Annotated in this window: 8 protein-coding genes; 4 read left to right on the top strand and 4 right to left on the bottom strand. The window is 73.3% G+C overall.

Annotated elements, in window-relative coordinates; all coding sequences use genetic code 11:
- The first annotated feature begins 36 nt into the window (after positions 1-36).
- Entirely contained in the window at positions 37-1,698 is a 1,662-nt protein-coding gene (locus M4D82_RS27440; protein WP_249768758.1) for a flavin monoamine oxidase family protein, read from the top strand.
- Positions 1,699-1,788: 90 nt separating this feature from the next.
- On the opposite strand, the gene M4D82_RS27435 is transcribed toward M4D82_RS27440, so the two are convergent.
- The 3 genes from M4D82_RS27435 to M4D82_RS27425 form a co-directional block, all read right to left on the bottom strand.
- Positions 1,789-3,198 (bottom strand): class I adenylate-forming enzyme family protein, encoded by a 1,410-nt coding sequence (locus M4D82_RS27435; RefSeq protein WP_249768756.1) that lies wholly within the window; start codon positions 3,196-3,198, stop codon positions 1,789-1,791.
- Positions 3,199-3,323: 125 nt separating this feature from the next.
- The gene (locus M4D82_RS27430; protein WP_249768754.1) at positions 3,324-3,968 is read right to left on the bottom strand and encodes a thioesterase II family protein; all 645 of its coding nucleotides are present in this window, start codon (positions 3,966-3,968) and stop codon (positions 3,324-3,326) included.
- Between the two features lie 81 nt (positions 3,969-4,049).
- Positions 4,050-4,694, bottom strand: coding sequence for a sugar phosphate nucleotidyltransferase (locus tag M4D82_RS27425; RefSeq protein WP_249768752.1), 645 nt, complete (start codon positions 4,692-4,694; stop codon positions 4,050-4,052).
- A gap of 378 nt (positions 4,695-5,072) precedes the next feature.
- Between M4D82_RS27425 and M4D82_RS27420 the strand changes: the two genes are divergently transcribed.
- The 3 genes from M4D82_RS27420 (at position 5,073) to M4D82_RS27410 (ending at position 8,048) form a co-directional block, all read left to right on the top strand.
- Positions 5,073-6,038 (top strand): ABC transporter ATP-binding protein, encoded by a 966-nt coding sequence (locus M4D82_RS27420; protein WP_249768750.1) that lies wholly within the window; start codon positions 5,073-5,075, stop codon positions 6,036-6,038.
- The gene (locus M4D82_RS27415) at positions 6,035-6,901 is read left to right on the top strand and encodes an ABC transporter permease (RefSeq protein WP_249768748.1); all 867 of its coding nucleotides are present in this window, start codon (positions 6,035-6,037) and stop codon (positions 6,899-6,901) included. Before M4D82_RS27420 ends, M4D82_RS27415 begins: the two co-directional genes overlap by 4 nt.
- A 118-nt stretch (positions 6,902-7,019) precedes the next feature.
- Complete coding sequence (locus tag M4D82_RS27410) at positions 7,020-8,048, top strand: ACP S-malonyltransferase (protein WP_249768746.1); 1,029 nt, start codon at positions 7,020-7,022, stop codon at positions 8,046-8,048.
- Positions 8,049-8,140: 92 nt separating this feature from the next.
- On the opposite strand, the gene M4D82_RS27405 is transcribed toward M4D82_RS27410, so the two are convergent.
- Complete coding sequence (locus M4D82_RS27405) at positions 8,141-24,928, bottom strand: type I polyketide synthase (RefSeq protein WP_249768744.1); 16,788 nt, start codon at positions 24,926-24,928, stop codon at positions 8,141-8,143.
- Positions 24,929-24,975 lie beyond the last annotated feature (47 nt).

Here is a 24,975-nt window from a genome sequence, read left to right as displayed (position 1 = left end):
GGAAGCGATGTCGCACCGGCCCGAGAGGTACTCCAGATGACATCAGCAAGCCCGGCTCCCACCACCATGCTCGTGCCGGACTTCCCGTTCTCCTACGACGGCTGGCTGCGCCATCCGGCGGGCCTGGGCTCCCTGCCGCCCGCCCGCGCCGGCACGCCGGTGGCCGTGGTGGGCGGCGGGATGGCAGGGCTGACCGCCGCCTACGAACTGATGCGGCTGGGCCTGCGCCCGGTCCTCTACGAGGCCGACCAACTCGGCGGCCGGATGCGCTCGGTGGCCTTCCCGGGCCGGCCCGACTGTGTCGCGGAAATGGGCGCGATGCGCTTCCCGCGGTCGGCCCGCGCGCTGTTCCACTACATCGACCTGCTGGAGCTGCGGACCAGCCCCTTCCCCAACCCGCTGGCCCCGCACACCCCGAGCACCCTCATCGACCTGGGCGGCGTACGCCACACCGTGCGCGACGCCGACGAACTCCCGGACGTCTACCAGGAGGTGGCCGCCGCCTGGGAGAAGGCGCTCCAGGAGCGGGCGGAGCTGGCCACGATGCGCGACGCCGTGCGGCGGCGCGACGTCGAGACGCTCAAGCACGTCTGGGACCGGTTGGTGCGGGAGTTCGACGACCAGTCCTTCCACGGATTCCTCGCCACCAGCTCGGCGTTCCGCTCGTTCCGGCACCGGGAGATCTTCGGGCAGGTGGGCTTCGGCACGGGCGGCTGGGACACCGACTTCCCGAACTCGCTGCTGGAGATCCTGCGCGTGGTCTACACCGAGGCCGACGACCACCAGATGGCCGTCCTAGGCGGTTCCCAGCAGGTGCCGCGCGGGCTGTGGGAGCACCGGCCGCGCGATGGCGCGCACTGGCCCGAGGACACCTCGCTGGCCTCGCTGCACGGCGGGGCGGCGCGGCCGGGGGTGCGTGCCGTCTCCCGGGAGGGGGCGGGGTTCGTCGTCACCGACACCGAGGGGCGCGTGGACCGGTTCCCGGCCGTGGTGTACACCCCGCACGTGTGGACGCTGCTGAACCGGGTGGAGGCCGATCCGGCGCTGCTCAGCGCGCCGCTGTGGACGGCGGTGGAGCGGACCCACTACATGGGCTCGTCCAAGCTGTTCGTCCTCACCGACCGGCCGTTTTGGAACGACGTGGACCCGGACACGGGGATGCCGGTGATGAGCATGACGCTCACCGACCGGATGCCGCGCGGGGTCTACCTCTTCGACGACGGCCCGGACCGGCCGGGCGTGATGTGCCTGTCGTACACGTGGAACGACGACTCGCTGAAGATGGCCACGCTGAGCCCCGAGGAGCGGTTGGACGCGTTGCTGGGCAAGCTCGCGGCGATCTATCCCGGGCTGGACATCCGCGCGCACGTGATCGGTGAACCGCTGACCATCACCTGGGAGACGGAACCGCACTTCATGGGCGCCTTCAAGGCGAACCTGCCGGGCCAGTACCGCTACCAGCGCCGGCTGTTCACGCAGTTCATGCAGCGCGGGCTGCCCGCCGGGGAGCGCGGCTTCTTCCTGTGCGGCGACGACGTGTCGTGGACGGGCGGGTTCGCGGAGGGCGCCGTCACCACGGCGCTCAACGCGGTGTGGGGGGTCGTGGACCACCTGGGCGGGTCGAGCCACCCGGACAACCCCGGCCCGGGTGACCTCTTCGACGCGCTGGCGCCCGTCGAACTCCCCTACGACCACTGACCCGAGACGTCCGAGCGGCGCGCGCGAGCCACGCACACGAAGGCGCCCCCGCGATGTCGCGGGGGCGCCTTCACGGTGCGCTCTCGATCCTCACGCGTCGGCGGCGAGCGCCGCCAGCGCCTTCTTGTCGGGCTTGCCGTTGCGGTTCAGCGGGAACTGCTCCAACACCACGACCTTGTTGGGCTGTTCGTAGGTCGGCAGCAGGCCGCACAGGCGCTCGCGCCAGTGGCCGGCCTCGCGCATGTCCTCGTCCTCGACGAAGAACACCAGCTGCGAGCCGCGCAGTTCGTCCGGCAGGGGGACGATCCGGGTGGGGCAGCCCTCGGCGGCCACCTTCCGTTCGATGAGTTCGGGGTAGAGGGTGTAACCCATGCGGTGGACGGCGAACTTGCGGCCGAGGACGTGCAGGTTGGCGTCGGCGTCGAGGTGGCCGAGGTCGCCGGTGGCCTGCCAGCCGGTGGCGTGGGCGGGCACGATGGCGCCGTCCTCCGCCACCTGGCCCTGGAGGGCGTCGGGGGTGTCGACCTGGATCTCGCCCGTCTCCCCCGCCGGCAGCTCGCGGCCGTCCTCGTCGACGATCCGCAGCCGGATGCCCTCCATGGCCCGGCCGCAGGCGACCGGGTTGTCGAGGGTGGCGAAGGCGACGTTGCCGAGCTCGGTGGAGCCGTAGCTGTCGAGCAGCGGCAGGCCGAACTCGGTCACGTAACTCTCGACCAGCGGTGCGTCGAGCGGGGCCGCGCCGACGCAGAACATGCGGGTGTCGGCCAGGTGGGCGCGCAACGAGGGCTTACGGGTGACCAGGCTGAGGATGCTGCGGTAGCTGGAGGGGGTCGCGTCGATGACGGTCACCCCGGCGTCGCGGGCCATGCGCAGGGCGCGGTCCAGCCGGCGGTAGGGGGCGATCACCAGGGAGCAGCGGGTGAGGTAGGCGATGAGCACCATCGACAGCCCGTACTGGTGGGCGAAGGGCAGCAGTGGCATCAGCACGTCGTCGGGGCGGTGCCCGACCTGGTCGGCGTTGCGCCGGAGGTTCCGCAGGAACGAGGCACCGGACTTCACCACGCCCTTGGGGGAGCCGGTGGAGCCGGAGGTCCACATGATGAGGCCGTCGGGCAGCTCGCCCCAGGCGTCGAAGGACAGGGCGGACGCGGCGGGCTCGTGGTCGGTGACGGCGACCATCAGCTCGTAGAGGTGGATGGGGTCGGCGTCCGGGTAGATGGGGGTGTCGTCGTCGACGAAGGTGACCTTCACGCCGGTGCGTACGGCGATGCGGCGGGTCTCCTCCTGGTGTTCCTGCTGGTCGACGAGGACGATCGAGGCGCCGACGTGCATCAGCGCGTAGAGCACGCACACGTAGCTCGCCGAGTTGCCGGCCTTCAGCATGACCCGGTCGCCGAGGCCGACGCCCCGTTCGCGGATGGCCTCGGCCACGCGCAGGGCGTCCTGTTCGAACTCCTCGATGGTCCGTACCGAGTCGGCTGCACATATCTTCGCGGTCATCGGTCGCACAATGTCCTTCCTCTGGGCCGTGCCACGGCCGGGCGGCGTGCGGTCCGCCGGGCCGGGGCCGGGCCCGTTCATGGGGTGGATCGCGGGATTCGCGAGCTTCACCGGGGGTGGGGTGGTCAGTCGGGGTCGGCTTCACCGAGCGAGATCAGCTGGTCGTGGACGATGTTGACCACCTCCCGGCGGTAGGTCATCAGGTATCCCTGGGCGCCGGGGAAGACCTCCAGGTCGAACCGGCCGGAGGTGCTGCGCCGCCAGGACCGGACGGCGGACGGCGTGGCGCGCGGGTCGTTCCGGGCCGCCAGGGCGACGACCCGGCAGTCGAGCGGTGGCGGTCCGAGGCTGCCGCGGTGGCCGGGTGCGGTCCACCCGGAGACGAAGAGGGTCAGGGGCGCGGTGAACGTCTCGCGTTCGAGCCGACAGCCCACCGCGTAGGCCAGTTCGGCCCCGAGACGGTGCCCGAACAGGGCGAACGGGCGGTCGGCCCAGCCCCGTACGGCCTCGAAGACCTTGTCGACCAGTTCCGTGCCCGCCTCCGGGTCGAGGTCTTCCTCGGCGAGCGCGGAGGGGTACTGGACGATGATCAACTCCACGGTGGGGAGCAGCAATTCGGCCATCGCGAGGTAGCAGAGCGGAGAGTTCCGCGAGCTCGGGAAGCAGATCATCCGGTAGCTGCTGGGAACGGCGGGCTGCCGGATCTGGATCAGGCTGACCTCGTCGGGGGTGGTCTCCCCGGCGGGGTGCCGGCTGTGCGCATGGGTCATGCTCCCTGAAACTCCGCATCGGGTGGTGCCCTGACGACTCGTGGTCGGGCATACGAACGGCGCCTCCCGTGCGGAGGGCCTTCATGGACGGGTCTGTGGCCTGCCGTGGTCGACGGCACTGTCGGTGAGGTGGTCGCAGCCGGTGAGGTGGTCGCAGCCGGTGATGGGGGCGCTGCCGGTGGTGTGGGCGCCGCCGGTGACGACCTCCTGGCCCTGTTCGGCCAGCCACCGCAGGAGGTCCGGGAAGTCGGAGGCGTCGCGGGCGGCGGTCGGGGCGGCGTCGACGGCCCGGTGGACGGCGTCGGTGAAGAAGTACACGCCGGGCCGGTCCGCCACCGCCTGCGCCGCCGGGCGTCGGGTGCGGAACTCCTCCATCTGCTCGCCGATCCCGCCCAGGGCGAAGGTGTCGCCGGGGTGCGTCACGAAGTCGTCCTCGCCCAGCCACTCCCGCGCGCAGCGCAGGGCGTGGGCCGGACCCGGCGACCTGCGCTGTGGGAGGTAGGTGACGCTGACGCCGAAGCGGGCGCCGTCACCGACGGCCGCCCGGACCTCGTCGGCGCCGTCACCGAGGACGATGCCGACGTCGAGGATGCCCGCGTCGGCGATGCCTTCGAGGACGTGGAACAGGACGGGTGTGCCGGCCTCCGGATGCGGCTGCCCTTCGGCGGTGGTGGGCAGGGGGCGCGGACGGGTGCCGGATCTCCCCGACAGGACGAGTGCTTTCACGGGGTCTCCTCGCGGGAACGGTGAGGCGAACGGAGATGGTCCGGCGCGGTCACGCGGTGACGCGGTGAGCATATTTCCCGGCGGCAATGTGTGATCACCCCTATTCCCCCCTAAGCATTCGCGCATTGCCCCTAGAGCCGGCCCCGGTCGGGCCGCCGGCCGAACCCGCATGCTAGACATGGCGCGATCACTTCCGTGTCCCATTCAGTCGGCGCCCGACGCGCGGCCGGTCACGCCATATTTCCCCCGCGGACCCCCGGCCGCCGTTGTCGCGTCCCGCTTGATTCGCAGGCATAAATGAAACCTGAACGACCCGTGGAATCCACTGTCGTGGTCGACGGACTTGTCAAGAGGTACCGGGATCGGGACCGACCGGCGGTGGACGACCTGAGCTTCTCGGTCCGCCGGGGTGAGGTCTTCGGCTTCCTGGGGCCCAACGGAGCCGGCAAGACCACCACCATCGGCATCCTCACCACCCGCGTGGCCCCGACGGCGGGGCGCGCGTTCGTCCAGGGCGTGGACGTCGTGGCCCATCCCGCCCAAGCCCGCCGGGCCTTCGCCGTCGTACCGCAGCGCAACAACCTCGACCAGTCGCTCACCCTGCGGCAGAACCTGACCTTCCACGCCGGCTACCACGGCATGGGCCGGGCCGAACGGCGCCGGCTCGCCGACGAGTGCCTGGAGTGGGTGGGCCTCGGCGACCGCGGCAAGGACCGCGGTGACCAACTGTCCGGCGGCCAGGCCCAGCGCGTGATGATCGCCCGCGCGCTGATGCACCGGCCCGATGTCCTCTTCCTGGACGAGCCCGCCAATGGACTCGACCCGCAGGCCCGGCTGTTCATCCACGAGCGGGTGTCCGAGCTGAGCGGGCGCGGGGTGACCACCGTGCTCACCACCCATGACATGGACGAGGCCGCCCGGCTGTGCGACCGCGTCGGCATCGTGGACCACGGCCGGCTGCTCGCCCTGGACACCCCGCAGGCCCTCATGGAGAGCCTGAGCGGCACGGCCTGCACGATCACGGTCCGGCCGGCGGAGGCCGGCGGGGCCGTGGACGTCATCCGGCTGCTGGAGAAGATCGAGGCGGTGACGCGGGTGGAACGCGTCGAGCCGCCGCGCGGGGGCGACGGGGCGGACGGGGCGGACGGCGCGGCGGGCGATGTCGCCGCCGACGCGGACGCGCCCGTACGGCTCCGCCTCTACAGCGACGCGCCGACCGGCGCGCTGCTTCCGGCCGCCATCACCACCCTGGCGGCGGCGAACTGCGACATCAAGGACATCAAAGTGGGCACCGCGACACTGGAGGACGTCTTCATCGCGCTGACCGGTCGGGAGCTGCGATGAGCACCGCCACCTCCACCGCCACCGCACCGGCCTCCGGCCCGGCCGCCGGCGTCCCCCGGGAGCTGGGGCCCGCGCCCACCGGCGTCCGCTCGGTGACCCGTACGTTCTTCTTCATCCTGTGGCGGGACGTGTTCGTCACGGGCCGCGAGCTGCCGACCTTCCTGGCGCAGGTGCTCGTGGAGCCGTTCTTCATCCTGTTCGTCTTCGGCAAGGTCCTCGGCGAGCTCGGCTTCACCGGCGGCGGTTTCCAGCAGGTGCTGCTGCCGGGTGTGGTGGCGCTCAACGCCTTCCTGGTGAGCCTGCAGAACACGGCGCTCCCGCTGATCATCGACTTCTCCTGGAGCAAGGAGATCGAGGACCGCCTCCTGGCCCCGATCCCCACCTTCCTGGTGGCCGTCGAGAAGCTCGTCTTCGGCATGCTGCGCGGCATCGTCGCCTCGCTGCTGATGATCCCGATGGGCTTCCTCGTCCTCGACCACGCCTCGTGGCCCATGGACCACTTCCCGGCCACGCTGGGCGTGCTCCTGATGGGCGCGCTCGCCGGCAGCACGGTGGGTCTGACCATCGGCACGCTGGCCCCGCCGCGGCACATCAGCATCGTCTTCGCGGTGACGCTGACCCCGCTGATGTTCACCGGCTGCACCCAGTTCCCGTGGCACGGCCTGGCGGAGGTCCGCTGGTTCCAGGTGCTGTGCGCCTTCAACCCGCTGACCTACGTCAGCGAGGGCCTGCGCTCGCTGCTGCTGCCGCCCGGCGGCCCCGGCTCGATCCCGGTGTGGGTGTGCGTGGCGGCGCTGACCGCGGCGATCCTGATCTTCGGGGCGATCGGCGTCAAGGGCTTCCACCGCAGGGCCCAGGACTGACCTCTGTCCCTTCCCTCCCTTCCGGCCTCGTGCCCGGACCGGCGCACCGCGACCGGGCCGGGTGCGAGGCCTTTCTCGCTGCCTGTCCAGTTTCCGTAAGCAAAGGTATTCACTGACCATGACTCGTCCCGCCGAGAACACGGCCGACTCCCCCACCACCGAATCCTCAGAGCCGCGTACCGGGACCGCGATCGTATTCCCCGGAATGGGTCCCGCGTCGTTCGCCGAGGTCGGCAAATTCCTGCTGCTCGACCCGTACGCGCGGGTGCGTCTGGCGGAGGCCGACGAGGTGCTCGGATATTCGGTGTTCGATCGTTTCCGGGACGCCGAAGAGGACTATTCGGTCGATTTCCAGATCGCCTTCCTGGTGAACTCGATGGCGCTGGCGGACCGGGCCGTGGACACCCTCGGCGTCACCCCGACCGTCTGCGCCGGGCCGAGCTTCGGCCAGAAGGCGACCGCCGCCTTCGTCGGGTCGCTGTCCTTCCCCGAGGTCGTGCGACTCACCGCCGAGCTGGCCCGTTGCGAGGAGGAGTACTTCGCGGGCGCCTACGAGGACGTCGTCACCCACTGCTTCGTCCGTACCCCGCAGGACCGGCTGGACGAGATACTCGCCGGGTTCGACGACCGGGGCGCCTGGTACGACTCCTCGGGCCGGCTCGACGCGGGCTTCCACATGCTGTCCGTACGGGAGAAGGACCTCGACGCCCTCAACGCCGGCATCAGCGCGGCCGGCGGCTACTCCATGTACTCGATGCGGCCGCCCGTGCACGCGGCGGCGTTCTCGGCGCTGCGCGCGAAGGCGGAGGAGGAGGTCTTCGGCGCGTACACGTTCGCCGACCCCTCCCTTCCCGTGGTCGTCGACCACGACGGCAGCGTCATCCGCGACGCCGCCGGGATGCGCACGATGATGCTGGACACCTTCGACCGGCCGATCCACTGGCCGAGCATGGTGGACTCCCTCAAGGGGCTCGGTGTGGGCACCCTGTACGTGACCGGCCCCGACAACCTCTTCCACCGATTGGACGTCACCAAGGACAACTTCGAGGTGCACGCGGTGGGCCTGCCGAAGAAGCGGGCCCGCGAGCGCGAGCGCGAACGCGCGCTGGAGCGGTCCCGGGCGACGCGCGTGCGGCGCGGCGCCTGAGCGGCGCGAGCGGGCAGCCCGCAGCGGACGGGACAGGGCCCCACCCCCTCGGGGGGTGGGGCCCTGTCCTCGTGTCACCGCTCCGGCCGCCCTCAGAGGTGGGCGTCCAGCCACTGTTCCACGGCGCCCGCGGTCTCCCGCGCGTGCTGCTCCATCATCGTGAAGTGGTTGCCGGGAGCGTCCACGACCGTGTGCTCCAGGTCCCAGTACGACCGCCAGTCGCCGTTCGTCGCGCGGGTCCAGTCGAAGAACCGCTCCTCGGCCCGGACCAGCAGCGTGGGCGTCTTCACCGCCTGCGGCTTCCAGCCGCCGAAGAGCCGGAAGTACGCGCCCATCGCCAGCAGTCGACTGTCGTCGACGGGGACGTAACTGCCCTGCCGCTCGTCGACGCCCTCCGACAGCCCCGGCTGGATGCCGAGGATGGCGTCGTCGTCGTGCGAGTAGATGTCGATCAGGACGACGGCCTCCGGGAAGACCCCGGCGTTCTCCAGCCGCCCGGCCACCGCGTGGGCGAGCATGCCGCCCGAGGAGTGCCCGAGGAGCACGAACGGCGCGCCGTCCGTGTGCCGCAGGACGGCCTCGGCCTGGGCCTCGATCACCGCTTCGGCGGTCTGCGGCAACTGCTCGCCCCGCAGGAAGCCGGGGGCCGCCATGGCGTGGACGTCCCGTCGGCCGCGGAAGGCGGAGGCGAACCGGGCGTACTGGTGCGGACCGGAGATCGACAGGATCGAGGAGAAGCAGACCAGTCCGGGACCGCCCTCGCCCCGCGACAGCCGCACCAGGCTCGGCGCCTTGCGCAGCTCGGCCGCCGAGGCGAACGAGGGCCGGAACCGCGAGGCCTGCATGAGCAGTTCCATGAACTGGCCGGACGCGCCCTGCGTTCCGGCCTCCTGGAGCATCGCGCCGAAGACCCCGGCGCCCTCCCGCTCGTCCGGCTCCGCCGCGCCGCCGGCCCCGGCGGGGGCGCCCGTGCCTTCGGCGAGCTCGGCACGCAGCCGCTGCGCGACGAGGATCGGCGTCGGGTGGTCGAAGAGCAGCGTGGCGGGCAGCCGCAGGCCGGTCGCGGCGTTCAGCTGGTTGCGCAGCTCGACGGCGGTCAGCGAGTCCAGGCCGAGTTCCAGGAACTCCTGGGACTCCCCCACCGCCACGGGCGAGGGGTAGGCCAGTACGGCGGCTGCCTGGGCCCGCACCACGTCGAGGAGCACGCGCTCCTGCTCGTCCTCCGGCAGGGCCGAGAGGCCCGCCAGGCGCTGCGCGGCGGCGGAGGCCGCCGCGGCGCCGGCGCCGTGGGCGGCGGCCTTGCGCAGCCCACCGCGCACCAGTCCGCGGAAGACGGCCGGGAGGGCTCCCGCCTCCGCCTGGGCCCGCAGCGGGGCGGTGTCCAGGCGGATGGCGACGAAGACGCTGCCGGCGGTCAGGGCGCTCGCCGTGTCGAAGAGGGCGAGGCCCTCCTCGGAGGTGAGCGGGGCCAGACCGGCGCGCGCCATGCGCTGGATGTCGGCGTCCGTGAGCTCGCCGGTCATCTCGCTGCGCTGCTCCCACAGCCCCCAGGCCAGGGACACGGCGGGCAGCCCCTCGGCGCGCCGGCTCTGGGCCAGGGCGTCGAGGAAGGCGTTGGCCGCCGCGTAGTTGGCCTGCCCGGGGCTGCCGAGGGTGCCGGCGGCCGAGGAGAACAGCACGAACGCGGAGAGGTCCAGGTCCCGGGTCAGCTCGTGCAGGTGCAGCGCCGCGTCGACCTTCGGCCGCAGGACCGCGTCGATCCGCTCCGGGGTCAGGGACGGGACGAGTCCGTCGTCCAGGTGGCCCGCCGTGTGGACGACGGCGGTGAGCGGGTGCGCGGCGGGGATGCGGGCCAGCAGGGCCGCCAGCGCCTCCCGGTCGGAGGCGTCGCAGGCGACGACGGACGCCTCGGCGCCCAACGCGGACAGCTCCGCGACCAGTTCGGCGGCTCCTGCCGCGCGGGGTCCGCGTCGGCTGGTCAGGACCAGGTGCCGGACGCCGCGTTCGGTCACGAGGTGTCGGGCCAGGAGGCTGCCGAGCACGCCGGTGCCGCCGGTGATGAGGACGGTACCGTCCGGGTCCGGTACGGGTACGGGGACCCGCGCCGCCTCCGCGGCCTCGTCGGCGGGGCCTTCGGCGGGCTCGCGCGGCTCGGTGCGGTCCGCCGGGACCCTGGCCAGCCGGGCGGCGTGCAGGGCTCCGTCACGGACGGCGAGCTGCGGTTCGCCGCTCGCCACGGCGGCCCCGAGCAGCACCGCGAGGTCCGCACCGGTGTCGGCGGCCGCGTCGAGGTCGATCAGCAGGAACCGTCCGGGGTTCTCCGACTGCGCGGAGCGCAGCAGACCCCACACCGACGCGTGCGCCAGGTCGGGCACGCCCTCGCCCGCCCGTGCCTCGACCGCGCCCCGGGTGACCACCGCCAGGCGGGCCCCGGCGAACGCCTCCTCGGCGAGCCAGGTCTGCACCAGCGCCAGGGCGTCACGGGTCGCCTGCCGGGCTGCGTCCGCCGTGTCCGCCGCCTGATCGGCGTCGGGCGGCGTGGCGTACGAGACCAGCACCGTGTCCGGCAGCGGCTGCCCGGCGGCGACGACTCCCCCGAGGGCGTCCAGGTCGCCGTAGACATCGGCGGTGACGTCCGCATCCCGCAGGGCGGCTTCCAGGCCGAGGGTGTCGGGCCCGACCAGGGCCCAACGCCCACCCTTGGCAATGGGGTTGCCGGCGTTGCCGGCCACGGTGGGCCACTCCAGCCGGAACAGCGACTCGTGGAACGCGGGCCGGCTCGACCGCAGGGCGGCCGGGTCGAGCGTCCTCAGCAGCAGTGACTCCACCGACACGACCGGCTCGCCCCGCTCGTCGAAGGCCGTGAGGGACACGGCGCCCGATCCGGCCGGGGCCAGCCGCACCCGCAGCGCGTCCGGGCCGACGGCGTGCAGGCCGACGCCGGTGAAGGCGAACGGCAGCCGCATCCGGGCTTCCGCGCCCGGCTCCTCGTCCTCGGCGGTGAGGAAGGAGCCCAGGGCCAGGCCGTGCAGGCCCGCGTCCAGCAGCGCCGGGTGTACGCCGAAGTGCGCGGCGTCGGCCTGCGGACCCTCGGCAAGGGAGAGTTCGGCGAACAGCTCGTCGCCGCGCCGCCAGGCGGCCCGCAGGTTGCGGAAGGCCGGGCCGTACGCGTACCCGCCGGCGGCGAACAGCTCGTACAGGTCGGCCACTTCGAGCTCTTCGGCACCCGTCGGAGGCCAGACCTCCGGCGCGGGGGCCGGCGGCGCGGCCTGGGCGTCCGCCGCGCCGAGCACACCGGCGGCGTGCCGCGTCCACGGCTCGCTTGCGAAGCCGCGGCCGTCCTCACCGCCCATGCCCTCGGGGCGCGAGTGCACGTGCAGCGTCCGCCGCCCGTCCGCGTCCGGGGCGGCCACCGACAGCCGGAGCTGGAGCGCTCCGCGCTCGGGGAGCACCAGCGGGGCTTCCAGGGTGAGTTCCTCCAGGAAGGCGCTGCCGGCGCGCCGGGCGGCGTGCAGCGCGAGTTCCACGAAGGCCGTCCCGGGGAGCAGTACGGCGTCGGCGGCGCGGTGATCGGCCAGCCAGGGGTGCGTCTGGAGGGACAGGCGCCCCGTGAACAGGAACCCGTCGGAGTCCGGCAGTTCGACGGCCGCTCCCAGGAGCGGGTGCTCGGCCTTGCCGAGTCCGGCGGAGGCCACGTCGCCGACCGGGGACACCGGTACGTCGATCCAGTAGCGGTCGCGTTGGAAGGCGTAGGTGGGCAGGTCGACGCGCCGGGCGCCGGTGCCGGCGAAGACGGCGTCCCAGTCCACGGCCACGCCGCGGACGTAGGCCGCGCCGAGGGAGAGCCAGAACCGTTCCAGGCCGCCTTCGTCGCGGCGCAGGGACCCGAGGACCGCGGCCTCGCGGCCCGCGTCCTCGATGGTCTCCTGCATGCCGACGGTGAGGACGGGGTGCGGGCTGGATTCGATGAAGACGCCGAAGCCCTGGTCGAGCAGGGTCCGGGTGGCCTCTTCCAGTTCGACGGTCTGGCGGAGGTTGCGGAACCAGTAGCCGGCGTCCAGCTCGGGGCCCTCGACCCAGTCACCGGTGACGGTGGACAGGAAGGGGACCCGCGCCGGCCGGGGGGCGATCGGCGCGAGCAGCTCGGCCAGTTCCTCCTTCAGCAGCTCCACCTGCGCGGAGTGGGAGGCGTAGTCCACGGCGATCCTCTTGGCGCGGATCCCGTCCGCCTCGCACGCGGCCAGCAGCTCGTCCAGGGCTTGGGCCTCGCCGGACACGACCACCGACGAGGGTCCGTTGGCGGCGGCCACGGAGATCCGCTCCTCACCCCAGGGCGCGATCCGCTCGCGTACCCGGGCGGCGGGAAGGGGCACGGAGACCATGCCGCCCAGCCCGGCCAGCACCCGGCCGATGGCCTGACTGCGCAGGGCCACGACCCGGGCCGCGTCCTCCAGGGAGAGGATCCCCGCGACGCACGCGGCGGCGATCTCGCCCTGCGAGTGACCGATCACGGCGCCCGGACGGACGCCCGCCGCACGCCAGACCTCGGCGAGCGACACCATCACCGCGAACAGGGCCGGCTGGACCACGTCCACCCGGTCCAGCGAGGGCGCGCCCTCGACACCGCGCAGGACGTCGGTCAACGACCAGTCCGTGAAGGGCTCCAGGGCCTTCGCGCACTCCTCGATGCGCGCCGCGAAGGCGGCGGAGGATTCCAGCAGTCCGGCGGCCATCGCCGGCCACTGCGAGCCTTGACCGGGGAAGACGAACGCCGTCTTCCCGGTGCCCACGGCGCCGCGCGTCACTCCGGCGGCCGCGGCCCCGTCCTCCAGCGCGGTCAGAGCGCGCAGGAGCTCCTGCCGGTCGCCGGCCACGACCACCGCGCGGTGGTCGAAGACGGCCCGGGTCGTGGCCAGGGAGAGCGCCACATCGGCGGTCCTGAGCCCGGCCGCGCCCTCCAGGTGGGTGCGCAGGCGGGCCGCCTGGCCGCGCAGGGCGTCCGCCGACCTCGCGGACAGGACGTACGGCAGCACCGGCGCCGCCGTACCCGTCTCGGGCGCGGTCACCACGGGCTCGTCGGGGGCCTGCTCGATGATCGTGTGCGCGTTGGTGCCGCCGATGCCGAACGAGGACACGGCCGCGCGGCGCGGACGGCCGGTCTCCGGCCAGGGGGTGGCCGACTCCAGGAGCGAGACGGCTCCCGCCGACCAGTCGACGTGCGGGGTGGGCTCGTCGACGTGCAGGGACTTCGGCAGGACGCCGTGCCGTATCGCCTGGACCATCTTGATGACGCCCGCGACACCGGCGGCGGCCTGCGTGTGACCCACGTTGGACTTGATCGAGCCGAGCCACAGCGGCTGCTCGTCCGTGTGCTCCTGACCGTAGGTGGCCAGCAGCGCCTGCGCCTCGATGGGGTCACCGAGGGTGGTGCCGGTGCCGTGCGCCTCGACGGCGTCGACCTCGGCGGCGGTCAGCCGGGCGTTGGCCAGGGCTTGACGGATGACCCGCTGCTGGGAGGGGCCGTTCGGGGCGGTCAGGCCGTTGGAGGCGCCGTCCTGGTTGACGGCCGAGCCCCGGACCACCGCGAGCACCGGGTGACCCTTGGCGCGGGCGTCCGACAGCCGCTCGACCAGCAGCATGCCGACGCCCTCGCCCCACGCGGTGCCGTCGGCGGCGGCGGCGAACGGCTTGCAGCGGCCGTCCGAGGCCAGGCCGCGCTGGACGCTGAACGCGATGAAGGTGCCGGGGGTGGCCATCACGGTCACACCGCCGGCGAGCGCCATGTCGCATTCGCCGTTGCGCAGCGCCTGGACGGCCAGGTGGAGGGTGACGAGGGAGGACGAGCAGGCCGTGTCGACGGTGACCGCCGGGCCCTCCAGACCGAACGTGTAGGAGACGCGGCCCGAGGCGACACTGCCCGAGCTGGACGTTCCCATGTATCCCTCAAGGCCCTCCGGGGCCCGGTGGAGCAGGGTGCCGTAGTCGTTGTACATGACGCCCGCGAAGACGCCGGTCCGGCTCCCGCGCATGGACGCCGGGTCGATACCGGCCCGCTCGAACGCCTCCCAGGAGGTTTCCAGCAGCAGCCGCTGCTGCGGGTCGGTGGCCAGGGCCTCGCGGGGCGAGATCCCGAAGAAGGTGGGGTCGAAGTGGTGCGCGTCGTGGAGGAACCCGCCGGTCGGGCTGTAGTCGGCGCCCGGCAGGCCGGGGTCGAGGATTCCGGCGAGGTCCCAGCCGCGGTCGTCCGGCATGGCGGAGATGGCGTCCCGGCCGTCCGCGACGAGTCGCCACAGGTCCTCGGGCGAGCGGACGTCACCGGGGTAGCGGCAGGCCATCGCCACGATGGCGATCGGCTCGTCCTCGTGTGCGGAGGATACGACCGCGGCCGCGTCCGCTCCCTGGCCGCCGAGCAGTTCGGCGTGCAGGTACTCCGCCAGGACGGCCGGCGTCGGGTAGTCGAAGACGAGGGTGGCCGGCAGGCGCACGCCGCCGGCCGCCGCGAGGCGGTTGCGCAGCTCGACGGCGGTCAGCGAATCGAAGCCGACCTCGCTGAAGGACCGTGCCGGGTCCACCGCTTCGGGGCCGGCGAAGCCGAGGACGGCCGCCACCTGGCCCCGGACCAGCTCCAGCAGGGCTCCCGGCCGCTGGTCCTGCGGCAGCGCGGCGAGCTGTCGCGCGAAGGCACCGCCGGCGGCCGTGCCGCCCCGGGCCGCACGCCGGGAGGGCATGCGGACGAGGGCGGAGAGCAGGGGCGGGAGCACGCCGCCGTTCGCGGCGGCGCGCAGCGCGGCCAGGTCCAGCTTGACCGGCACCAGCAGCGCCTGCCCGGAGGCGACGGCGCTGTCGAACAGGGCCACGCCTTCGGCGGCGGTCAGGGCGTTGACGCCGCCCCGGCCCATGCGCGAGACGTCCTCGACGTCGAGGGAGTCCCCCATGCCGCCGACCTCGGCCCACAGGCCCCAGGCCAGCGAGGTGGCGGGCAGGCCCTGGGCCTGACGGTGGGCGGCGAGGGCGTCGAGGAAGGTGTTGGCGGCCGCGTAGTTGGCCTGACCGGCGCCACCGAAGACACCGGCGGCGGAGGAGAAGAGGACGAACGCGGACAGATCCAGATCGGCGGTCAGCTCGTGGAGGTTCCACGCCGCGTCGACCTTCGGACGCAGCACCGTGGACAGCCGCTCGGCCGTGAGCGACGCGACGACCCCGTCGTCCAGGACGCCCGCCGTGTGCACGACGGCCTTGAGCGGGTGCTCGGCCGGGATGGCCGCCAGTACGGCCGCCAGCGACGCGCGGTCGGCCACGTCGCAGGCCGCCCACGCGACCTCGGCGCCCAGCTCGGCCAGCTCGGCCGACAGCTCGGCGGCGCCCGCAGCGGCCTCACCGCGACGGCTGACCAGCAGCAGGTGCCGTACGCCGTGCTCGGTCACCAGGTGACGGGCGAACAGCCCACCCAGCGAGCCACTTGCACCCGTCACCAGGACCGTGCCCCCGGCGCCCCACTCCGGATCGGAGCCGGCGACCGCCGTACGCGCCAGCCTCGGCACGAGCGGCATGCCCCCGCGGACCGCCACCTCGGGCTCACCCGAGGCCAGGGCCGCCGAGAGCGCGTGCTCCACATCGGCGTCGGCGTCGACATCCACCAGGACGATCCGACCCGGATTCTCCGACTGCGCGGAGCGCACCAGACCCCATACCGCGGCGTGCACCAGGTCCGCCGGGCCGTCACCCGGGGCAACGGTCACGGCGCCGCGCGTCAGGAACGCCAGACGCGCGTCGGCGAAGCGGTCGTCGGACAGCCACCGCTGGAGCAGCGCCAGCACCCGACCCGTCTCGGCGTGCACCGCCTCGGCCACGTCAGTGCCGGCGGGCTCCGGACACGGCAGCACCAGCGCCGCCGGAACCACGTCGAGATCCGCGAGAGCCTCCGCATCGCCCTCGGTCCACATGACCCAGTCGTCGAACAACGCCTCCGACGGCATCGGTTCCCGCCACTCGACGCGGAACAACGCGTCGCCGTGGCCACCGACCTGGCGGCCGAGCTGCTCGGGCGAGAAGGCGCGCAGAGCGAGGCTGTTCACCGAGGCGACGGGGACACCTTCGGCGTCGGCGATCTCCAGGCGCACCGCTTCGCGGCCGGCCTGGGAAAGCCGTACGCGCAGCGTGTCCGCTCCCGTGGAGTGGACGGCGACCCCGGACCAGGAGAACGGCAGCCGCGGCAGGCCGGTGTCCTCCACGAGGGTGCCGAGGGTGATGGCGTGGAGAACCGAGTCGAGGAGCGCCGGGTGGATCGTGAACTGCTCGGCGTCCGGGCCCGTCTCGTCGCCGAGGCCGACCTCGGCGAACACCTCGTCGCCCTTGCGCCAGGCGGCGCGCAGGCCCTGGAACACCGGCCCGTAGCCGAAACCGGACTCGGTGAAGACGTCGTAGAGATCCTCGACGTCGACGGGCTCGGCGCCGGCCGGCGGCCAGGCCGCGAGGTCGAACGCCGGGGACTCCTCGGCGCCCACCGCGAGGGTTCCGTGGGCGTTGCGGAGCCAGAGGGCGTCGTCCGCCGCCAGGGCGTCGCGCGAATGGAAGGCGAGGGGCCGACGGCCCGACTCGTCCGGCGCCCCGACGGCGATCTGGAGCTCGACGGCTCCGTCCTCGGGGAGGGCGAGGGGGGCGGCGAGCGTCAGCTCTTCCAGCAGGTCGCAGCCGACCTGCTCACCGGCACGCAGCGCCAGCTCCAGGAACGCCGTACCGGGCAACGTCACCGAGCCCATGACCACGTGGTCCGAGAGCCACGGGTGGGTGGCGAGGGACAGCCGCCCGGTGAGGAGCAGGCCGTTGGCGTCGGCCAGCATCACCGAGGCACCGAGCAGGGGGTGATCGGCGGGCCGCAGGCCTGCGGCGGCCGTGTCGCCGAAGGATCCGACGGGGAGGTCGATCCAGTACCGCTCGTGCTGGAAGGCGTAGGTCGGCAGGTCGATGCTTCGGGCACCGGTGCCCGCGAAGTACGACTTCCAGTCGACGGGGGCCCCGTCGGCGTGGGCCTGGGCGACGGCGGTGGTGAGGGTGAGCTTCTCGGGACGCTCCTTGCGCAGGACGGGGGCGAACGCCGCGACCCGCGTGTCGTCGGTGAGGCAGGCCTGTGCCATGGCGGAGAGGACCCCGTCGGGGCCCAGTTCGAGGTACGTGCTCACCCCGGCCGCTTCGAGGGCGCGTACGCCGTCGAGGAAACGGACGGCCTCGCGGACGTGGCGGACCCAGAAGTCGGCCGAGCCCATCTCGTGGGAGACGAGGGCGCCGGTCAGGTTGGAGACGATCGGGATCCGCGGGGCGGCGAAGGACAGCCCCTCCACCACCCGGCGGAAGTCCTCCAGCATGCCGTCCATGTGGGGCGAGTGGAAGGCGTGGCTGACCGTGAGGCGCTTGGTCTTGCGGTCGGGGAAGGCCGCCACGATCGCCGTCGCCGCGTCCTCGTCGCCGGCGATCACGACCGAGCGCGGACCGTTGATCGCGGCAATGCTCACCCGGTCCGTCAGCAGCGGCAGGACCTCGTCCTCCGAGGCTTCGAGCGCGATCATCACCCCGCCGGACGGCAGCGCCTGCATCAGCCGGCCACGGGCGGCCACCAGCGTGCACGCGTCCTCCAGGGTCAGCACCCCGGCGACGTGCGCGGCCGCGATCTCACCGATGGAGTGCCCGGACAGGAAGTCCGGCTTCACACCCCACGATTCCAGCAGCCGGAACAGCGCCACCTCGATCGCGAACAGCGCCGGCTGGGCGAACTCCGTCCGATCCAGCAGCTCGGCGTCCGTGCCGAAGAGGGCATCGGCGAGGGGCAGTTCCAGGCGCTCGCAGACCGCGTCCAGCGCGGCGGCGAACACCGGGTAGGCGTCGTACAGTTCACGACCCATACCGAGGCGCTGGCTGCCCTGGCCGGTGAACAGGAAGGCGAGCTTCCCGGCTCCGGCGGCGCCCACGGTGCCGCTGGTGATCCCGGTGGCGGTCACGTCGCCGTTCTCCAACGCCGCGAGAGCGCGCAGCAGTTCCTCCCGGCCCTCCGCCACGACCACCGCACGATGGGCGAACGCGGCGCGACGGGTGGCCAAGGAGTAGGCCATGTCCACCGTTCCGGCCTCGGGCGTGTCCCGCAGGTGCTCCCGCAGCCGGGCCGCCTGGGCGCTCAGCGCGTCCGCCGACTTCGCCGACAGCACGTACGGCAGCACCGGCGCCGTACCCGTCTCGGGCGCGGTCTCCACGGCCTCGTCCGGGGCCTGCTCGATGATCGTGTGCGCGTTGGTGCCGCCGATGCCGAACGAGGACACGGCCGCGCGGCGCGGACGGCCGGTCTCCGGCCAGGCCACCGACTCCGTCAGCAGCTCGACGGCACCCTCGGACCAGTCGATGTGCGGGGACGGCTCGTCCACGTGCAGCGTCTTCGGCACCGTCCCGTGCCGCATGGCCTGCACCATCTTGATGATGCCCGCGACACCGGCGGCGGCCTGCGTGTGGCCCATGTTCGACTTGATGGAACCGAGCAGCAGCGGACGGTCCTCCGGCCGGTCCTGCCCGTACGTGGCCAGCAGCGCCTGCGCCTCGATCGGGTCGCCGAGCGTCGTGCCCGTGCCGTGCGCCTCTACCACGTCGACATCGGCGGAGGTCAGGCCCGCGCTGGCCAGGGCCTGGCGGATGACGCGCTGCTGGGAGGGCCCGTTGGGGGCCGTCAGGCCGTTGGAGGCGCCGTCCTGGTTGATCGCCGAGCCGCGGACCACGGCGAGCACCGGGTGCCCGTTGCGCCGCGCGTCCGAGAGCCGCTCGACCAGCAGCATGCCGACGCCCTCGCCCCACGCGGTGCCGTCGGCGGCGGCGGCGAACGGCTTGCAGCGGCCGTCCGACGCGAGTCCGCGCTGCCGGCTGAAGGCGATGAAGGTGCCGGGGGTGGCCATGACGGTCACGCCACCGGCGAGCGCGAGGTCGCATTCGCCGTTGCGCAGTGCCTGGACGGCCAGGTGGAGGGTGACGAGGGAGGAGGAGCAGGCGGTGTCGACGGTGACCGCCGGGCCTTCGAGGCCGAAGGTGTAGGAGACGCGGCCCGAGGCGACACTGCCCGAGCTGGAGGTCCCCATGTACCCCTCAAGGCCCTCCGGGGCCCGGTGGAGGAGCGTGCCGTAGTCGTTGTACATGACGCCCGCGAACACACCCGTGCGGCTGCCCCGCATCGACGCCGGGTCGATGCGGGCCCGCTCGAACGCCTCCCAGGAGGTTTCCAGCAGCAGCCGCTGCTGCGGGTCGGTGGCCAGGGCCTCGCGCGGGGAGATCCCGAAGAAAGTGGGGTCGAAGTGGTGCGCGTCGTGCAGGAAGCCACCGGCCGTGCTGTAGCTGGTGCCTTCGCGGTCCGGGTCGGGGTCGAAGAGGCCCTCGATGTCCCAGCCCCGGTCGGCGGGCATGTCCGAGATCGCGTCCCGACCGTCGCGGACGAGCCGCCACAGGTCCTCGGGAGAGCGAACGTCGCCGGGGAAGCGGCAGGCCATCGAAACGATGGCGATCGGCTCGTCGTCGTGCACGGCGACGGCGGTCGGGGCCTCGGCCGCTTCCTGGCCGCCGAGCAGTTCGGCGTGCAGGTACTCCGCCAGGACGGTGGGGGTCGGGTAGTCGAAGACGAGGGTGGCGGGAAGGCGTACGCCGGTCGCGGCGCCGAGCCGGTTGCGCAGCTCGACGGCGGTCAGCGAATCGAAGCCGACCTCGCTGAACGACCGCGCCGGATCCACCGCCTCCGGGCCCGCGAAGCCGAGTACGGCCGCGACCTGGCCGCGCACCAGTCCGAGGACGGCTCCGGCCCGCTGGTCCTGCGGCAGGGCGGCGAGCTGACGGGCGAAGGCACCGCCGGCGCCCCGTGCGGCCCGGCGGGTGGGCATGCGGACGAGGCCCGAGAGCAGGGGCGGGAGCATGCCGCCACTGGCGGCGGCGCGCAGGGCGGCCAGGTCCAGCTTGACCGGCACCAGCAGCGACTGCCCGGCGGCCGACGCGGCGTCGAACAACGCCACACCTTCCGCCGCGGACAGGGCGTTCACGCCGCCCCGGCCGAGGCGCGAGACGTCCTCGGCGTCCAGGCTCTCCCCCATGCCGCCGACTTCGGCCCACAGGCCCCAGGCGAGGGAGGTGGCGGCCAGGCCCTGGGCCCGGCGGTGGGCGGCGAGCGCGTCCAGGAAGGTGTTGGCCGCCGCGTAGTTGGCCTGGCCCGCGCCGCCGAAGACACCGGCGGCGGAGGAGAAGAGGACGAACGCGGACAGGCCGAGGTCGGCGGTCAGCTCGTGCAGGTTCCAGGCCGCGTCCACCTTCGGACGCAGTACGGCCGACAGCCGCTCGGCCGTCAGGGACCCGATCACGCCGTCGTCCAGGACACCCGCCGTGTGCACGACGGCCTTGAGCGGGTGCTCGGCCGGGATCGCGGCCAGTACGGCCGACAGCCCGTCGCGGTCGGCCACGTCGCACGCGGCCCAGGTGACCTCGGCGCCCAGACCGGCCAGCTCGGCCGACAACTCGGCGGCGCCTTCGGCGGCTTCGCCCCGACGGCTGACCAGCAGCAGGTGCCGTACGCCGTGCTCGGCGACCAAGTGCCGGGCGAACAGCCCGCCCAGCGAACCACTCGCACCCGTCACCAGCACCGTGCCCTCGGCGTCCCATGCGGCAGCCTCCTCGGAGACCGTCGCACGAGCGAGCCTGGGCACCAGGACGGCGCCGCCACGCACCGCCGCCTCGGACTCACCCGAGGCCAGGACGGTCGAGAGCGCCTGCTCCGCATCGCCGTCGGCGTCCACATCCACCAGCACGATGCGCCCCGGGTTCTCCGACTGCGCCGAGCGCACCAGACCCCACACCGGAGCGTGCACCAGGTCCGACACGCCCTCGCCCGGTACGGCCTCCACCGCACCCCGCGTCAGGAACACCAGGCGCGACCCGGCGAACCGGTCGTCGGCCAGCCACTCCTTGACCAGCGCGAGCACCCGACCGGTCTCGGCGTGCACCGCCTCGGCCACGTCCGCGCCGGCGGGCTCCGCACAGGGCACCACCAGCGCCGACGGGATCTCACCGCCCTCGACCACGGCCACGCCCAGCCCGGCGAGGTCCGCGAACACCTGCGCGCCCTCGCCCAGCAGCATCCAGTCGTCGAAGGAACCGGCCGGCGAGGCCGCGCTCCACTCCACGCGGAACAGGGAATCGCCGTGGCCGCCGGCCGGCCCGCGGAGCTGCTCGGGCGAGAAGGCCCGCAGGGCGAGGCTTCCGACGGTGGCGACGGGCGCGCCGTCGATGTCGGCGATGTCCAGCCGCACGGCCTGCTGTCCGGCCTTGGAGAGGCGTACGCGCAGGGTGTCCGCTCCGGTGGAGTGAACAGCGACCTCTGACCAGGAGAAGGGCAACTGCCCGCGTCCGGTGTCCGCCACGAGGGAGCCGAGGTTGATGGCGTGCAGCGCGGAGTCGAGGAGCGCCGGGTGGATCGTGAACTGCTCGCCGCCGGGGACGGTTTCGTCGCCGAGGCCGACCTCGGCGAACACGTCCTCGCCCTTGCGCCAGGCGGCGCGCAGGCCCTGGAACACCGGGCCGTAGCCGAAGCCGGAGTCGGCGAGTCCCTCGTACAGGCCCTCGACGTCGACGGGCTCAGCGCCGGCCGGCGGCCAGGTCGTGAGGTCGAACGCCGGGGACTCCTCGGCGCCCGCGGCCAGGGTCGCGGTGGCGTTGCGGATCCACGGCTCGTCGTCGGCCGCGAAGCCGTCGCGGGAGTGGAAGAGGACGGACCGGCGGCCCGACTCGTCAGGCGCTCCGACGGTGATCTGGAGCTCGACGCCACCGTCCTCGGACAGCACGAGCGGGGCCGCGAGGGTCAGTTCGTCGACCAGGTCGCAGCCGACGCGTTCGCCGGCCTGGAGGGCGAGCTCCACGAAGGCCGTGCCCGGGAGCAGCACGGAGCCCATGACGCGGTGGTCCGCGAGCCAGGGGTGGGTGGGAAGCGAGAGGCGCCCGGTGAGGAGCAGGCCGTCGGCGTCCGCCAGGGTCACCGAGGCGCCGAGCAGTGGGTGATCGGCGGAACGGAGGCCGGCGGTGGTCACGTCGCCGCCGAGGGTTCCGGCGTCCAGCCAGTAGTGCTCGCGCTGGAAGGCGTAGGTGGGCAGGTCGACGTGCTCGGCTCCGGTGTCGCGGTGGTACGCCTGCCAGTCGACGGCGATGCCGCGCACGTGGACGTGGGCGAGGGCGGTGACGACGGTCTCCGCCTCGGGGCGGTCCTTGCGGAGGACCGGTACGAGGGCGGCGGAGCCGGTGTCGTCGGCCAGGCAGGCCTGCGCCATCGCGGAGAGGACGCCGTCGGGACCGAGCTCGACGTACGTGGTCACGCCCGCCGCCTCCAGGGCGCGGACGCCGTCCAGGAAGCGGACCGCCTCGCGGACGTGGCGGACCCAGAAGTCCGCCGAGGCCATGTCGTCGGAGACCAGCGCGCCCGTCAGGTTGGAGACGATCGGGATCCGCGGGGCCGCGAAGGACAACCCCTCCACCACCCGGCGGAACTCGTCCAGCATGCCGTCCATGTGCGGCGAGTGGAACGCGTGGCTGACCGTGAGGCGCTTGGACTTCCGGTCCGGGAAGGCCTCCACGATCGCGACGGCCGCGTCCTCGTCACCGGCGACGACCACCGACGTCGGACCGTTGATCGCGGCGATGCTCACCCGGTCCGTCAGCAGCGGCAGGACCTCGTCCTCCGAGGCTTCGAGCGCGATCATCACCCCACCGCCCGGCAGCGCCTGCATCAGCCGGCCACGGGCGGCCACCAGCGTGCACGCGTCCTCCGGGGTCAGCACCCCGGCGACGTGCGCGGCCGCGATCTCACCGATCGAGTGCCCGGACAGGAAGTCCGGCTTCACACCCCACGACTCGACCAGCCGGAACAGCGCCACTTCCAGGGCGAACAGCGCCGGCTGGGCGTACTCCGTCCGATCCAGCAACTCCGCGTCCGCACCGAACAGCACGTCCCTCAGCGGCAATTCCAGCCGCCCGCACACCGCGTCCAGCGCCTCCGCGAACACCGGGAAGGCCTCGTACAGCTCACGCCCCATCCCGAGGCGCTGACTGCCCTGGCCCGTGAACAGGAAGGCGACCTTGCCGCGTGTTCCGGTCTCGCCCCGGACGACGCGCGACGCGGCGGTCTCGTCGTCGGTGGCCAGGGCGGCCAAGTCCGCGAGGGCGCGTTCCCGGTCGCCGGCGACGACGACGGCGCGGTGTTCGAGGGCGGCGCGGCCGGTGGCCAGGGAGCGGCTGATGTCCGCCGCCGACTGGTCGGGGTGGGCGCGCAGGTGGGTGAGCAGGCGGGCGGCCTGGGCGCGCAGGGCGTCTTGCGTACGGGCCGAGACGGGCCACGGCAGGACCGGCGGCACGACGGTGCGGCGCTGCGGAGCCGCCTCGGCGGCCTCGGTCTGGGCAGCGTCGGTCTGGGCGGCGTCGGTCTCCACCGCTTCGGCCGGGACCTCCGTCGGGGCCTGCTCGATGATGGTGTGCGCGTTCGTGCCGCTGATGCCGAACGACGACACGGCCGCGCGGCGCGGGCGGCCGGTGTCCGGCCAGTCCACCGCGGTCCGCAGCAGCGAGACGGCGCCCGCGGCCCAGTCGACCTTGGTCGACGGCTCGTCCACGTGCAGCGACTTCGGGATCCGGCCGTGGCGGATCGCCATGACCATCTTGATGACGCCCGCCACGCCGGCGGCCGCCTGGGTGTGTCCGATGTTCGACTTGACCGAGCCCAGCCACAGCGGGCGGTCCTCGGTGTGCTCCCGGCCGTACGTGGCCAGCAGCGCCTGCGCCTCGATCGGGTCGCCCAGGGTGGTACCGGTGCCGTGGGCCTCGACCACGTCCACGTCGGCGGCCGTGAGGCGGGCGTCGGCCAGGGCCTGGCGGATGACGCGCTGCTGGGAGGGCCCGTTGGGGGCGGTCAGGCCGTTGGAGGCGCCGTCCTGGTTGACGGCGGAGCCGCGGACGACCGCGAGGACGCGGTGGCCGTTGCGGCGGGCGTCCGACAGCCGCTCGACGAGCAGCATGCCCGCGCCCTCGCCCCAGCCGGTGCCGTCGGCGGCGTCCGCGAAGGACTTGCAGCGGCCGTCGAAGGAGAGGCCGCGCTGCTTGCTGAACTCGGTGAAGGTGCCGGGCGTCGGCATGACGGTGACGCCGCCCGCGAGGGCGAGCGAGCATTCGCCCTTGCGCAGGGCCTGCATGGCCAGGTGCAGGGTGACGAGGGAGGAGGAGCAGGCCGTGTCGACGGTGAGCGCCGGACCCTCCAGGCCGAACGTGTACGAGACGCGGCCGGAGGCGATGCTGCTGGAGCCGCCGGTGCCGAGGTAGCCCTCGACCTCAGGCGGTACGGCGCGCAGCCGCGAGGCGTAGTCGTGGTACATGACGCCGGTGAAGACGCCGGTGCGGCTGCCGCGTACGGAGGTGGGGTCGATGCCGGCCCGCTCGAAGGCCTCCCACGCGATCTCCAGCAGCAGGCGCTGCTGCGGGTCCATCGCCACGGCCTCACGGGGCGAGATCCCGAAGAACTCCGGCTCGAAGTGGTTGGCGGAGTGCAGGAAGCCGCCTTCCCGCACGTAGCTGGTGCCCCGCCCGTCGGGGTCCTCGTCGAACAGGCTCCCCGTGTCCCAGCCCCGGTCGGTCGGGAAGGGCGAGATGGCGTCGGTCTCCTCGGACACCAGCCGCCACAGGTCCTCGGGGGACTCGACGTCTCCCGGGTAGCGGCAGCTCATTCCGATGATCGCGATCGGCTCCTGCTCCTCTGACTCGACCTCCTGGAGTCGGCGGCGCGTCTCGTGGAGATCGGCCGTCACCCGCTTCAGGAAATACCGGAGCTTTTCCTCGTTCATGCGTGCATCCCTCGTACAGAAGCCAGAAAGTCAGAGTGGTGGGAAGG

This window comes from Streptomyces sp. RerS4 (assembly GCF_023515955.1).
Taxonomy (GTDB): domain Bacteria; phylum Actinomycetota; class Actinomycetes; order Streptomycetales; family Streptomycetaceae; genus Streptomyces.
Note: the sequence above shows the minus strand (reverse complement) of the source record. Positions and strands in the feature narration are given on the sequence as shown.

Coding starts and splice junctions, on each gene's coding strand:
- M4D82_RS27440 (WP_249768758.1), top strand. CDS start 37: ATGACATCAGCAAGCCCGGCTCCCACCACCATGCTCGTGCCGGACTTC.
- M4D82_RS27435 (WP_249768756.1), bottom strand. CDS start 3,198: ATGACCGCGAAGATATGTGCAGCCGACTCGGTACGGACCATCGAGGAG.
- M4D82_RS27430 (WP_249768754.1), bottom strand. CDS start 3,968: ATGACCCATGCGCACAGCCGGCACCCCGCCGGGGAGACCACCCCCGAC.
- M4D82_RS27415 (WP_249768748.1), top strand. CDS start 6,035: ATGAGCACCGCCACCTCCACCGCCACCGCACCGGCCTCCGGCCCGGCC.
- M4D82_RS27410 (WP_249768746.1), top strand. CDS start 7,020: ATGACTCGTCCCGCCGAGAACACGGCCGACTCCCCCACCACCGAATCC.
- M4D82_RS27405 (WP_249768744.1), bottom strand. CDS start 24,928: ATGAACGAGGAAAAGCTCCGGTATTTCCTGAAGCGGGTGACGGCCGAT.